The sequence below is a fragment of the Streptococcus parasanguinis genome (assembly GCF_019929185.1).
GTDB classification, from domain to species: Bacteria; Bacillota; Bacilli; order Lactobacillales; family Streptococcaceae; genus Streptococcus; species Streptococcus parasanguinis_O.
Window position 1 is genome coordinate 1 of the sequence record NZ_JAHZPC010000024.1, and the last position, 11,906, is coordinate 11,906.

Genomic DNA, 11,906 nt, shown 5'->3' on the forward strand with positions numbered 1-11,906 from the left:
TCTTCCAAGAATTTAACAAGTCGGTAAGTTCTTGTGGAATCGAAAAAATCGTCTTTTTATTCCCTTTAGTTGACTTTTGATTTTTATATCGATCTAAGGCTTGAACCAATTGAATTTGTTGATTTTTGAAATCAATATGTTTCCATTGCAAAGCGTAGCTTTCAGATTTTCTATCTCCTAAGAAAAAAGTTGTATAGAATAACACATAATCTTTGAACAGGAGTTTGTCATTTTTTAAATCTTCTTCAAAAGCTGTAAACCATGCTTGAAGTTCTTCTTGAGATAGATATAAATCTTCATCTTTTTTAGATTCCTGTAGCTTGATTTTCTTAGTGGCTTTGATACGGCTTATAGTTTTTGATAGGCGATTAGTTTCGATATACTCTAATTCTTCTGCCCAGTCAAAGATAGAGTTAACGTAGCTCCTGATAACTTTGAAATTTGCATATTCTTCAGCCTTTTGAGTCAATAGATTTAGTACAACTTGCTTATTTTGATTAAGAAAGTCTATTGAATAATTCCCAAGTAAGGGTAAGATGTGTTTTCTAAAAGCAATTTCTGTTCCAACTATGGTTGCTTGAGAAGGTGGTTTAGCAGTAGAAGTAGTCTGACCTGCTTTGTAGGATTCCCACCAAACGTTTTGATAGAAATCTGAAAAAAGGATAGAACCACTATTTTCTAATGAGACGGAATCTCCACTATGAATTTTATCAATCTTATTTTGAAGTTCTAGTTCATATTTTTTAGCCTCACTCCTTAGTTTGAAACGTTTTTCAATCACTTTTTTATCAATTCCCAATGATGATTTGACTTCTTCTGGGATATAGATACGTAAGCGATAAGTTCCATTTTTAGTTTTTGTAATTGACATAGTATTCTCCTTTTTTTGAATTGAGCTAGAAAAATACCGTGGCTTAATTATATCAAACCACGGTTATAATGCTACTGATTTTGTAACCACTGATTGAGTTCGGCTCTATCAAAGCGGACAGTTTTTCCAACTCGAATAACTGGTAACCCCTTTTTTATCCAAGAATCAAGCGTATTATTGGCAATTCCTTGATACTTACAAGCTTGTTGCTTGTTCAAGAATGGACTTTCAATGTTGTTACCATCCAATTTATTCTTTATTTCATTTTCTATGCTAATTTATGTAAAAAAGTTAACAAAAAGGGATTGAAATTTCATTTTCAACCCTTTTTTTATATAAAAAAGTCATAATGGTGTTAATTTGAATTAATACCCAAGTAAGTTTTAATTTTCTTTTCAAGAAAATCAATATGTTGGTTAATTTCAGTTTGTTGCTTATGAAGTTCATCAAGTTGAAAAAATAGTAGTCTAAGTCGTTGAGGAATTGTGGAGTCTCCTTTATATCTTAGGTCAGCGTATTCTTGCATATTTTTAATAGACATTCCCGTCTTTTTTAATCTAATAATGAATTGAGCCCACGCTATATCAGAGTCATCATAGTATCTACGATTATTTTCTTCTCTATGTGAGTAAATCAATTTTTCTTGCTCATAGTATCGAAGTGTGGAAATAGAAAGTCCAGTTTTTTTAGCAAATTCTCCAATAGAATAGTGAGCCATAATATTTCCCCCCCCTTTTTTTTATTATTTTAGCATAATTTTTAAAAAATCAAAAAATTTTCAGTTTTCTCTTGACATAAAGTGCACTTTACTATGTAAAATACATAGCATCAAAGGAATTTGATATAAAGCTAGGAGAGGAGGTAATACCATATAGACGAAAAATTGGTTTGAAGGAATAGAGAGCTCCAGAGGGGCTTAGTGATAAGGCTGTCAAGAACCTTGATGGGAGCAGCGACTCTTATAAAAAATGCAAATAGCAATCTGTAAAGGAGAAAATAGTATGGAACAAACGAAGAATTATACTTGTATTACTGGAGCCAGTGCTGGTATAGGAGCGGAGACAGCAAGACAATTTGCAAAATTAGGAACGAATCTTATTTTAATTGCTCGGCGTCAAGAACGACTAGAAAAATTGAAGCAAGAGATTTTGAACCATTATCCGGATTTAGATGTTGTTATTAAAGTTGTTGATTTATCGAAGTCCAGTAATGTTTTTGCTCTTTATGAAAGCTTGAAAAAATATCACATTACTACTCTAATAAATAATGCTGGTTTTGGAAATTATGATAAGGTTGAATCTCAAGATTTAGAAAAGATAATAACATTAATCCATCTAAACATTGAAGCTTTAACAATTCTATCAACTCTATATGTGAGAGATTATAAAGATTGTAAAGGCGCTCAATTGATTAACTTATCATCTAGAGGCGGATACATGATGGTTCCAAATGCAGTTACATACTGTGCAAGTAAATTTTATGTCAGTGCTTTTACAGAAGGCTTGGCATTGGAACTAGAGGCAAATCAACATCAATTAAAAGCTAAGGTTTTAGCTCCAGCTGCCACAAAAACGGAATTCGGTCAAGTTGCTACAGATTCTAAAGAATATGATTATGATGAGCATTTTGCTAAATATCACACAAGTGAAGAGATGGCACAATTTTTGATGGAATTATATCAAAGTGACAAAGTTGTTGGTTTAGTTGATGTTACAAATTTTGAATTTCATCTTAGCGGACCACTACTTAAACATTAATTATTTTAATAAATATAGATAATGTGGTATCGATTAATAGTTGCGGTCGTTTTATGATAAGAAGAAAGCTTCTGAAACGTTAGATTTCAGAAGCTTTTTGTCTTTAAGTTTTGAGTAAGTTATAATTTTCTGTGATATTTAGGATATTTAAAAAAATACAAGTGTTTTTGTAGATTAATTTACAATTTTTCCAGTATTTTACCAAGTAGTTCTTCTAACTTTCCTAAGTCCCCATAGACTGTCCCATCCATATAAAGATTGTAAACTTCATCATCTTGTTCCACGCGTATTTGTGCAGAGTATCCTTTTGATAATGCTAAGGAACGAATGACTTCTCGTTGAGTTCGTCCATTCCCTTCTCGAAAGGGATGGAAATAATTAAGATTATCAAGAATTTTTGCTAATTGTTTAATAATCTCATCTTTTGAATTAGCAGTTTGATAATAGGTATGAATAAGGCGGTTTATATATGCTTGGGCAGTACTAAAAGATTGTATTGACATAAAAGGATTCCCATTTTTTGAGATATTCACCTTGCGAAATTGTCCCGCCCAAGCATAGACATCTTGAAATAAATATTTATGAATGGCTAAAATATCACTAATGGAGTAGATTTCTATGGTTTTCAAGCGCAAGTCTGCAAGCCTTCTAGTAACGAATAAATGCTCATTCCGGTAGGCTTCTTCAATATTTGTAATATTTTGTTTGTTGATTAAGACTGTAGAATTTGGATAGGTATATTGGTGATTGGGGTCAATGTACTCATAGCCTTCGTATTGATTTTTAACCAATATTCAATTCCTTTCGTTTGTTGATAACATAAGTTTTTAAATCAATCACATCTTGAACAGTAGGTTCATAATTTTCAATCATTGATGACCCAATAGCATACCAGACGGTATCGAAATCTGAAAAGTTATCAAAGGGAATCCCTAAAATTGTTAATTCTTCTTTATTTACATCAAGAGTCATGGCACACTTCCTTGTATAACGTTATCTTTATTATACCATAAAATCGGTATTTTTACCTAAAGGGATAGAGACCAAAAGATATATGTAAGCGTATAGATTAATACTTATGAAACGGTTGTAGGAGGAAAATCTCTCCTACACTATTATTGATTCTGAGAGAAAATTGCAAAATATCATCTACCAAACTTTCAATTATTAAGATTTTTTGCAGTTTATCTGAATTAGAATCGCAAGGCTTCTCAATAATATAATTGTCGAATTTTTTCATTCTAACTTCCTCTCTACTATTTCTTCCTTTATCAAGAAAAAGTTAGCTCAATATTAATAAAGTACAATTCTAAATTAACTCCAATTATTGATTCATGATAATATTTCAGTAACTCATCGTGCAATTATAAACAAGGATTTTTATTTCAAACGATCCATCGTGATCACTTCATCAGCCATCTCCCAAATTGCCGGATTATGTGTTGCGATAATGATTAGCCTATTATCATCTCGAAGAGATAGTAAAATCTCCATAATCAACTGAGAGGTTGCTGGGTCTATTGAAGCTGTTGGCTCATCTGCCAGAATAAAGGGTGGATTCTTTAAGATAACTTTTGCCAAGGCAACCCGTTGCGATTCTCCGCCCGATAACTCAAAGATGCGCTTATCTAGGTCAAGATAAGCCAGGCCGACCTGTTCTAAAGCCTGCTTCTGCCTCAACCGCTGTTCCGACCGACTCAACTTTTGACCAATGAGACCTAGCTTAAGGTTTTCTTCAATACTTTGGTTTTCAATTAAGCCAACGTTCTGGAAGAGATAGCCCAATTCGTGACGGAAAAAATCACTCGATTTATAATTGGCCAAGTCTTTACCTCGGTAAAAAATCATCCCATCATAAGATTCTAATTTCCCAATCATGTTCATCAAGGTTGTTTTTCCGCTACCACCCCTTTCCATTACAGAAATTTCATCACTACTATGGCTTCGGCTGAGAGCCTGCCCCAGCCATTGTTGTTCAACGAAGAATAAGTTGATAACAACAATAGGCGAGGGTACTTCTTATGATTAGTTGTTACTACGTCTTATTTACTCCCATGAGACCTCACGGGATAAGTCGTACAAAGAAAAAAAGCAACGATTTTACGCTGCTTTTTACATCATGGATATTGATTAGCTATCAAAAAAATAAAATGGTTCACCTATTTAGCTTACTCAATCAATCTTCAAAGTAATCCTCTAGAAGCAAGTTGTTATTTAGAATGCATAACTGTCAAAGGAAAAATATAACGAAGCCATCCAAGAAGCTCTTGAGACGATTGAACTCTGTAAACAAAGACAGACAAGCTACCAACTGGCTCCCCTACTTATTCTTGTAGGAAATGCTGGAGTCAAATTTCTAGACAAAGAACAAGTCAAAAATTATTATATAGAAGCAAGAGAGTTATGTAAGATTTATAATAATCCTTTAATGTTGATGAAGATAGAGAATTATTTGAAAGAATTAGATACTGTTTAGTTAATCTTGACATTATAGTTTTTCTGAAACGTTAAATAACCTGTAAGGTTGATAGTGAAATTAATACTATCAGCCTTATAATTTTTCCATGGTATTTCAAATAACTATACTGATTTTGTTTCCCGTTCTAATTTGGTAACATTTTGATTTCTTGTGTTATCAAGTATATTGATAAAATTCTCTAATCCCCTAACCTTATATTCGTAATCATCTATCCATTTAGTCATAAATATTTGATTTTCTTCGATTTCTTTCTCCACCTGCTCCAGTTTGATATCTGAAGTCAGGTTCATCTTGGCATAGTCATATTTTGCCAGTCTTCTATTTTCTGGGTATGAGTTCTTGAGATTGATTAAGACCTCTGCTACCTTGTTAAGGATGAGCAACCTTATCCTGCAAATCTGTAATGGTCAAATCCAGCTGGGCGATTTCCTTGATTAACTCATCTTTGATTTCCTGGTAAGACTGATTGTTAAGGTCTAATTCGATAAGAAGATTCACCTCTGCTATTTTCTCTTTGACGTGGATTTGTCTGTCCTTGCTAATGCACTCAAGGTGTCTAAAGACAAGTTTGAGTCCAAAGGGGTTAAATCAGTCCGTGCTCGTGTGACCAATATCATCGATGAATTGCCAGAAAAAATCACGGTGGAAGAGTTCCGTGACTTGCTTTTGGACTACATGAAGAAAGAATACCCTGAAATGACAGAATATGTCTTCTCGGATGAAGAATTGGCTGAAATCAATCGTATCAAGGAAACCAAGTTCGGTACCTGGGACTGGAACTATGGAAAGTCTCCTGAATACAATGTTCGTCGTGGTACCAAATTCCCAAGCGGTAAGGTTGAAATCTTTGCTAATGTTATTGAATCAAAAATTCAAGACATCAAGATTTACGGTGACTTCTTTGGTATCGAAGATGTAGCCGCAGTAGAAGAGGTCCTTCGTGGTGTCAAATACGAACGTGAAGACATCCTCAAAGTCCTTCAAACCATTAATCTAGGTCGTTACTTTGCAGGTATCACTGCAGAGGAAATTGCTGAAGCAGTGGTGGAATAAATAAAAAAGAAGTTGGTTGCAGAACCAGCTTCATTTTTTAGTTATTTTACATATAATAATTCGTATTTTTTTGGAAAAAGTTTTATAATACAGATGTGAAGAGTTGCTCTGGAAAGGAGAAAAAAACGGAAACTATATTTTGAGCAATTCATAATTTTATTGTTAAATAAAGCTTTTAATTCTAATTATGGAAGGTGAACAGTCATGAAAACGAGTAAAATTATCCTTTCTGTCTTAACTGTAATTATTAGTTGTAGCTTAGCGTGTCCTGTATTTGCTGATTGGGTATCTGGTGGTAACTGGAGTTACGGAGGTTATCATAATCCAGGCAATTGGGGAGCATTCTCAAATTATTTCCACGACTATCGATGGCATTGGTCAAGTGTGACTCGAGCAAGTGACAGCAGAGCTAATGTAGGTTATGCTTCTGCTCATTACACATCAAGATCGTTCATAAATACAAGTTTTGGTGAAACTGCATACTTTAATTATGGATTTTAATTGCTAAGGTTTATCCTAGAGAGAAGAAATCTCTCTAGGATAAACTAGAAAGAGTAGAATTATGAAACGTTTATTTATACATTTCTCGAACCTTTTTATTCTAATCTTTCTGCTTTGGATTGCCTTTATTTCACCTAATACGGTCATCCATCGAAGCCTACCTGTAATAGGGATTCTTCAACAAGAAAGGGAAGTTGTTTATGAAGAGCTTTCATCTAGCTTAGATCAGTTAGCAAAGGAAAACAATAGTTTGATTGCTCGTCAGATTCAAAAAACGGATTCTAAAGGGCAAGTCAAGTTTTCGTATGATATCTACGGAGAAGGAGCACTTCCTAATGGCATCAAAAAAGAAGAGAAAGAATTCGTTGCAAAGGAAAGTTTGCTTACCAATTACTATATACTATCTGGGAATTTAACCCTTGAAAAATTGGATCAAAAACTCCACGATCTTGGTTTTTCAAAAAGTTTCATGAATAAGCCCAATCCCCTGCAAAATTTTATGGTATTTTTTAGTTCGGGTTCCCAATCTCTAGCCTTGGTTATTTTTATCATCAGCTTTGCTGCATTGACCATTATTCAAAAAACACTTGAAATGAGAAGTGCAGGGATTCGTTACATTTCTGGAATAAGACGATACCAGCTCTTTGGACATTCTCTCATGGAAGACGGTAAAGAATTGTTTTTAGGGTGTATTGGTGGAAGTGTCTTAGGAGCTATTCTGATTTATTATTTACAATTGACCCCTTTTGCCTATTCTCTCATCATTTCAGCTAGTATTATTTACAATACACTTTTATTTATTTTATCTGCTTTCCTATCCTTTTTCTTTGCATTCAGTATTCAGACAGTACACTTGGTTAGCCTTTTAAAGGGGAAAATTCCATTAAAAAGAGTCTTGTTTTTTCTCTTTACATGTCAATTTCTTGCAATCACTGTCATTGGTCTCTCAATTCATCGTGTCAGCATCTATGGCTCTATCTGGCAGACTTATCAAGAGGGAAGTTTGGCTTGGTCTAAAGAGACAAATTGGATACAAATTAGTGTGAATCGGGAAGAGGTTTTACAAAAGACAAACAAAGAAATGCAAAATGAACAAAGAGCTAAATGGTCTAAACTGATCGAGTCTGGCATTGAAAAAGGTGGACTTTTGGTCCATCATCAGCTTGCCGCATTTAATTCAAAAGGCTTCATGAACGATCCTAGAACAGGGAGAGAGCTTTCGATCACAGATTACGATCCTCTTGCCAACACCCTGTATGTAACACCAAATTACCTTGATATCCAAAGGATCTTAGTTTCCCCTGAGGAAAAAGAGCGCTTGAATCACTTGCAAGCTGGAGAATTTGGACTCTTGCTTCCTGAAAAGTTGAAAGGGCAAGAAGAGGAGTTGAAAAAACGCTATGAAGATTATCTGACTCCTAGTGATGAACAAGGAAAGAGTCAGTTGCCTATGAAAGCACGGGTGACCTATCTTCCTAACAACCAAAAACGATTTATCTATAATAATACACCGATGATCTATCAGCAATTCTTGACAGACCCGATTTTGGTTGTTGTTCTACCTAGAAGCTTTGGTGGCTACGATAATCCTTATTTCTCTCATCTTAATTCTTATCTTTACTTTGATGGTCTGGAAAAAAGCAAGAAACTAGTAGTTGAGAATGGGCTTGAAAAAAATGTTAGTCAATATGACTATGCGGCGTCTGTATACCAGCAGATGATCCAATCCATTCAATTAGAGAATCTCATTACCATTGCAGGAGGAATCTTTGCAATAGCTACTTCCATACTACTCTTTAACACCATGAATTTCCTATATTTTGAAGAGTTTAGAAAACAAATCTTCTTGAAGAAGATTGCAGGTCTGGGATTTGTAAAGATTCACCAAATGATTTTGCTCTCAGAAAGTATCCTCTTACTATTAGGAAGCTTCCTGACATTCCTTCTCACTCAAGAATGGTGGATTGCTCTTGTCACTCTCTTGCTATTTATTACTAATGCTTGGTTCATTCTCCTGTATCGGTCTCATAAAGAAGACCACTTGTTAGCCACTGTACTGAAAGGAGCCTAATATGATTAGCGTAGAACATTTAACCAAATCATTTGGCCAACGAACGGTCTTTCAAGATTTGAGTTTGCAATTAACAGAAGGTAAGGTCTATGCTCTGATCGGAAATAGTGGGTGTGGTAAAACAACCTTGCTTAATATCTTGGCGAAGATAGAGCCTTATGAAGAAGGGAGTATAAGCTATCAAGGGCAAGAACTGAAACAAATTAAACAGCATCACTTCTTTAAGAATGAATTAGGTTATCTCTTTCAAAACTTTGGCCTACTTGAAAACGAGACTATCGCTACAAATTTAGATTTGGGATTGATTAAGCAAAAATTAACGAAAAAAGAGAAGAAGCAGCAGGAAGAAGAAGTGCTCAAAAAAGTAGGATTGGCTTACCTTGCTCTGGATCAAAAGATTTATGAATTATCTGGGGGAGAGGCGCAACGTGTCGCATTAGCTAAAGTTATTTTAAAAGATCCACCTTTAATTTTAGCAGATGAACTAACTGCAGCACTGGATCCAGAAACCTCACAAGAGGTGATGGACTTGCTCTTAATGTTAAAGAAGCAAGATCGTTTAATCATTATCGCAACCCATAATCCAGTGATTTGGGAAAAAGCCGATGAAGTGATAAGGCTCGACTAGTCCATAGATATCTGAATCTTTAAAGAACGCGTGCGCAAAGATATTGATGATGGCTATCCTCTCTATTACACCTTCAATGTAGCACAAATCTATCCTGGAAAAAGTGGGGAACATAATGTGATTGGAGTAGGCTATGAATTGACAGCAGATGGCAAGGACATCTCAGCAATCTATTATCTAGACCCCGATACACATGTACAGGATCCAACCTATGGAGGCTTGAAGAAACTGACACCAGAGGAATTATTAGGAGCCATGGTTACATGCAGTGAGAAAAATTATGCTTGGTGAGAAAGTGAGTCAAGAAATGGATAGAGGTGATTTAAATTTCAAGAAATAAGAGTTGATAACATAATATAAAGAGTGTATCAAAATTAAATTCGTGAATTAGAAAAGATGAATTATGTATTCCGCTAAATCAGTTAAAAGATTATGCTTCATTAGGTGAAAAAATGAGAAAATTTACAAGAATAATCATAATGTCGATGGTATTCATTCTTAGTTTTCAAAATATAAAAATTGTGAATGTAGATACAATTAGTAATACCGAAAGTAGCGATAAAAAACAAAGTATTCTAAATGATATTCCAAATAAAGAAATAGAATATAAAGAGTACGGTCTAAATGCTCCTGTATTGGGTGATTTAAAAACAATGGAACGGACAAGTGTTGGTTCGTGGAGCTGGCGAGACGGTCTAATTTGTGTAACAGATCAAGGTTTTGGGGTAGGCCCCTTTAATACTTGGCATGCTGGAATAATTGCGCCACAAAAAAATTACTCTGTTGCAGAGGCAGCTAATAGTAATAGTCCTGTAAGATTAAGAAAAGGAAAGTGGACTCAAGGAACTGTTTGGCAAGTAGGAGTAAAGACAACAACTATTCAACAAGATTGGAATGCCGGTCATTGGGCAGGTGAGCAGGTAGGAAAACCCTATAATTTAAATTTTTGGAATGCTCGACAAACAAATAGTTTTTATTGTTCTCAACTTGTATGGGCTGCGTATTACTACACATCAGGAATCGATTTGAATAAAAGTGACAATGATATTGGCTCAGCAATTGCAATTCATCCGGGTGAATTTGTTAAAAATTCTAAAACAACTATTGTATACAGAAATAGATAGTAGGAATGATATATGAAACGCTCTTATCTTTTTGGGATTTTATTTCTATTCTTCCTTTTGCTTTCTTGTTCTAAGGTCCAAACACCAATGTTTCAAGTTGATCCAGAATCGAATCTTTACTTGGTCACCTCAAAAAGTATTCAATCATATACTAAGAAAGAGAATAAGCTCGAGTTACATCGAGTAGAAAAAATTGATGTAGCAACGTATGTTAATCTCTGGTTTTCGTGTTTAAACAGTGGTGATAAGATGATCGTAACTGAAGGTGATGATTTTGCACCAATAGATCATCAAAATATCATTTCAATTGATTTTTCCAAAGGCGAGATAAGGAAAAATCATACTAAGAATTATGCAATGATGGGATCAGGTATCTCTTCTAATTACTTTTATACTGCTCAAACAGATGCAAACTCAGGAATATTAACAGTCTTTTCTCTTAATGGAAAGCAAGTTTTTCAGAAAAAATTTAACCAAATGACAGCAATTTCGAGTCAGATTGTTGAAAAAAATTCTAACGTATATGCTGAGATTGCTTATCAAGATCCAAAACGAAATCGTCCAGAAGGCGTGTTGGATTCAGATTTAATAGTACTAAATGAAAAAGAGCATTGGAAAGAAAAAGATAGAATTCGATTAACTTCAGATGGTAAAAAGGTTGAAATGTTAGAAGGCTTGGCAATTGTCAAAGATAGGGCATTCGTAAGTATCTCTGCAATTCGTGATACAGATACTTTTGAGAAGGTGGCAGGAAACCAATTGTTGTCAATCGATTTGCACACTGGAGAAAGGAAATTATTTACCTTACCCAATCCTTATCCTAATATGCTTTATCCAAGTCCAGATAATCATTACCTTGTCGTCAAGCACGAGGTAGAAGGAAAGAATATTTTATCTGTTCTTGATTTACAAAATGAAACTATAAAAGCGATTGTGTTGGATGACAATTCAGGTGAAACACCAGAGGAAATAAATTCTTTTACAATTTCAAATGAAAATATGTTGTATCTAGCTACTGATCAACATTTATTACAATATAGTCTCAAGGATGCTAAGTTGATTGAGAAACAGAAATTAAAATTGGGAAAAGATGATTTTCCAATCGGATTAAGAATCGTAGAAAAAGACTTAGGGTCAAATTAATAATAAACAGCACCCCAAAAGATAGATGTTATAATCTATCTTTTGGGGTGTTTTGTTATGAAAATTAAAATGAGAACGTCAATGGACTACTAAGAGAGTTCATTCCAAAAGAGGAGTTTGTTAAAAGAACTAAATCATAATCTTTTAGAGGACTATACAAATGCTACCAATGAAAGACCAAGACAAATTCACACCATTACTTTTTAAGATTACGAAAGGCGATTTCTCCAACAGCCATTGGGATTACGTTTGAAGTGTTCACATAAGTCTTAGTTGTAA

12 protein-coding genes and 5 pseudogenes are annotated in these 11,906 nt (G+C 34.4%); 10 read left to right on the plus strand and 7 right to left on the minus strand.

Going from position 1 to position 11,906, the window contains the following annotated elements; genetic code table 11:
• From K1I56_RS09570 to K1I56_RS09580, 3 genes are all read right to left on the minus strand, one after another.
• A partial coding sequence (locus K1I56_RS09570) for a site-specific integrase (RefSeq protein WP_223325845.1) occupies positions 1–871 on the minus strand: 871 nt, incomplete at its 3' end.
• A gap of 71 nt (positions 872–942) precedes the next feature.
• Positions 943–1,149 (minus strand): helix-turn-helix transcriptional regulator, encoded by a 207-nt coding sequence (locus K1I56_RS09575; RefSeq protein ID WP_051385333.1) that lies wholly within the window; start codon positions 1,147–1,149, stop codon positions 943–945.
• Positions 1,150–1,226: 77 nt separating this feature from the next.
• Positions 1,227–1,589 (minus strand): MerR family transcriptional regulator, encoded by a 363-nt coding sequence (locus K1I56_RS09580; RefSeq protein ID WP_223325846.1) that lies wholly within the window; start codon positions 1,587–1,589, stop codon positions 1,227–1,229.
• Positions 1,590–1,872: 283 nt separating this feature from the next.
• Here K1I56_RS09580 and K1I56_RS09585 point away from each other — a divergent pair, with 283 nt between their 5' ends.
• The gene (locus K1I56_RS09585; RefSeq protein ID WP_023919441.1) at positions 1,873–2,628 is read left to right on the plus strand and encodes an SDR family NAD(P)-dependent oxidoreductase; all 756 of its coding nucleotides are present in this window, start codon (positions 1,873–1,875) and stop codon (positions 2,626–2,628) included.
• 179 nt (positions 2,629–2,807) lie between these two features.
• Here K1I56_RS09585 and K1I56_RS09590 read toward each other — a convergent pair whose 3' ends face one another.
• From K1I56_RS09590 to K1I56_RS09600, 3 genes are all read right to left on the minus strand, one after another.
• Positions 2,808–3,419 (minus strand): Fic/DOC family protein, encoded by a 612-nt coding sequence (locus K1I56_RS09590; protein ID WP_223325847.1) that lies wholly within the window; start codon positions 3,417–3,419, stop codon positions 2,808–2,810.
• Positions 3,412–3,600 (minus strand): hypothetical protein, encoded by a 189-nt coding sequence (locus tag K1I56_RS09595; RefSeq protein ID WP_000171299.1) that lies wholly within the window; start codon positions 3,598–3,600, stop codon positions 3,412–3,414. Before K1I56_RS09595 ends, K1I56_RS09590 begins: the two co-directional genes overlap by 8 nt.
• 408 nt (positions 3,601–4,008) lie before the next feature.
• Positions 4,009–4,545 (minus strand): ATP-binding cassette domain-containing protein, encoded by a 537-nt coding sequence (locus K1I56_RS09600; RefSeq protein WP_223325848.1) that lies wholly within the window; start codon positions 4,543–4,545, stop codon positions 4,009–4,011.
• 310 nt (positions 4,546–4,855) lie between these two features.
• On the opposite strand from K1I56_RS09600, the pseudogene K1I56_RS09605 reads away from it, so the two are divergent.
• Positions 4,856–5,104: pseudogene (locus tag K1I56_RS09605) on the plus strand (helix-turn-helix domain-containing protein); the annotation flags it as partial.
• Between the two features lie 104 nt (positions 5,105–5,208).
• On the opposite strand, the pseudogene K1I56_RS09610 reads toward K1I56_RS09605, so the two are convergent.
• Positions 5,209–5,626: pseudogene (locus K1I56_RS09610) on the minus strand (helical hairpin domain-containing protein); the annotation flags it as partial.
• Here K1I56_RS09610 and K1I56_RS09615 point away from each other — a divergent pair.
• The 8 genes and pseudogenes from K1I56_RS09615 to K1I56_RS09650 all read left to right on the plus strand — a co-directional run.
• Positions 5,603–6,160: pseudogene (locus K1I56_RS09615) on the plus strand (lipoate protein ligase C-terminal domain-containing protein); the annotation flags it as partial. The pseudogenes K1I56_RS09610 and K1I56_RS09615 sit on opposite strands and share 24 nt — an antisense overlap.
• 204 nt (positions 6,161–6,364) lie before the next feature.
• A complete protein-coding gene (locus K1I56_RS09620) occupies positions 6,365–6,661 on the plus strand; it encodes a lactococcin 972 family bacteriocin (RefSeq protein WP_080981310.1) in 297 nt (98 codons plus the stop codon).
• Between the two features lie 61 nt (positions 6,662–6,722).
• On the plus strand, positions 6,723–8,732 hold the full coding sequence (locus tag K1I56_RS09625; RefSeq protein ID WP_223325850.1) for a DUF1430 domain-containing protein: 2,010 nt from the start codon (positions 6,723–6,725) through the stop codon (positions 8,730–8,732).
• A gap of 1 nt (position 8,733) precedes the next feature.
• Entirely contained in the window at positions 8,734–9,360 is a 627-nt protein-coding gene (locus tag K1I56_RS09630; RefSeq protein WP_223325851.1) for a putative bacteriocin export ABC transporter, read from the plus strand.
• Positions 9,361–9,375: 15 nt separating this feature from the next.
• Positions 9,376–9,651, plus strand: a pseudogene (locus tag K1I56_RS09635) (C39 family peptidase); the annotation flags it as partial.
• A gap of 161 nt (positions 9,652–9,812) precedes the next feature.
• On the plus strand, positions 9,813–10,484 hold the full coding sequence (locus tag K1I56_RS09640; protein WP_223325852.1) for a YiiX/YebB-like N1pC/P60 family cysteine hydrolase: 672 nt from the start codon (positions 9,813–9,815) through the stop codon (positions 10,482–10,484).
• A 12-nt stretch (positions 10,485–10,496) separates the two neighbouring features.
• Positions 10,497–11,627, plus strand: coding sequence for a hypothetical protein (locus K1I56_RS09645; RefSeq protein ID WP_223325853.1), 1,131 nt, complete (start codon positions 10,497–10,499; stop codon positions 11,625–11,627).
• A 68-nt stretch (positions 11,628–11,695) separates the two neighbouring features.
• Positions 11,696–11,834, plus strand: a pseudogene (locus K1I56_RS09650) (IS30 family transposase); the annotation flags it as partial.
• Positions 11,835–11,906 lie beyond the last annotated feature (72 nt).

Excerpts from the sequence above, each read along its gene's own strand:
- K1I56_RS09580 (WP_223325846.1), bottom strand. The coding sequence starts at position 1,589 with ATGGCTCACTATTCTATTGGAGAATTTGCTAAAAAAACTGGACTTTCT.
- K1I56_RS09585 (WP_023919441.1), top strand. The coding sequence starts at position 1,873 with ATGGAACAAACGAAGAATTATACTTGTATTACTGGAGCCAGTGCTGGT.
- K1I56_RS09595 (WP_000171299.1), bottom strand. The coding sequence starts at position 3,600 with ATGACTCTTGATGTAAATAAAGAAGAATTAACAATTTTAGGGATTCCC.
- K1I56_RS09600 (WP_223325848.1), bottom strand. The coding sequence starts at position 4,545 with ATGGAAAGGGGTGGTAGCGGAAAAACAACCTTGATGAACATGATTGGG.
- K1I56_RS09620 (WP_080981310.1), top strand. The coding sequence starts at position 6,365 with ATGAAAACGAGTAAAATTATCCTTTCTGTCTTAACTGTAATTATTAGT.
- K1I56_RS09625 (WP_223325850.1), top strand. The coding sequence starts at position 6,723 with ATGAAACGTTTATTTATACATTTCTCGAACCTTTTTATTCTAATCTTT.
- K1I56_RS09630 (WP_223325851.1), top strand. The coding sequence starts at position 8,734 with ATGATTAGCGTAGAACATTTAACCAAATCATTTGGCCAACGAACGGTC.
- K1I56_RS09640 (WP_223325852.1), top strand. The coding sequence starts at position 9,813 with ATGAGAAAATTTACAAGAATAATCATAATGTCGATGGTATTCATTCTT.
- K1I56_RS09645 (WP_223325853.1), top strand. The coding sequence starts at position 10,497 with ATGAAACGCTCTTATCTTTTTGGGATTTTATTTCTATTCTTCCTTTTG.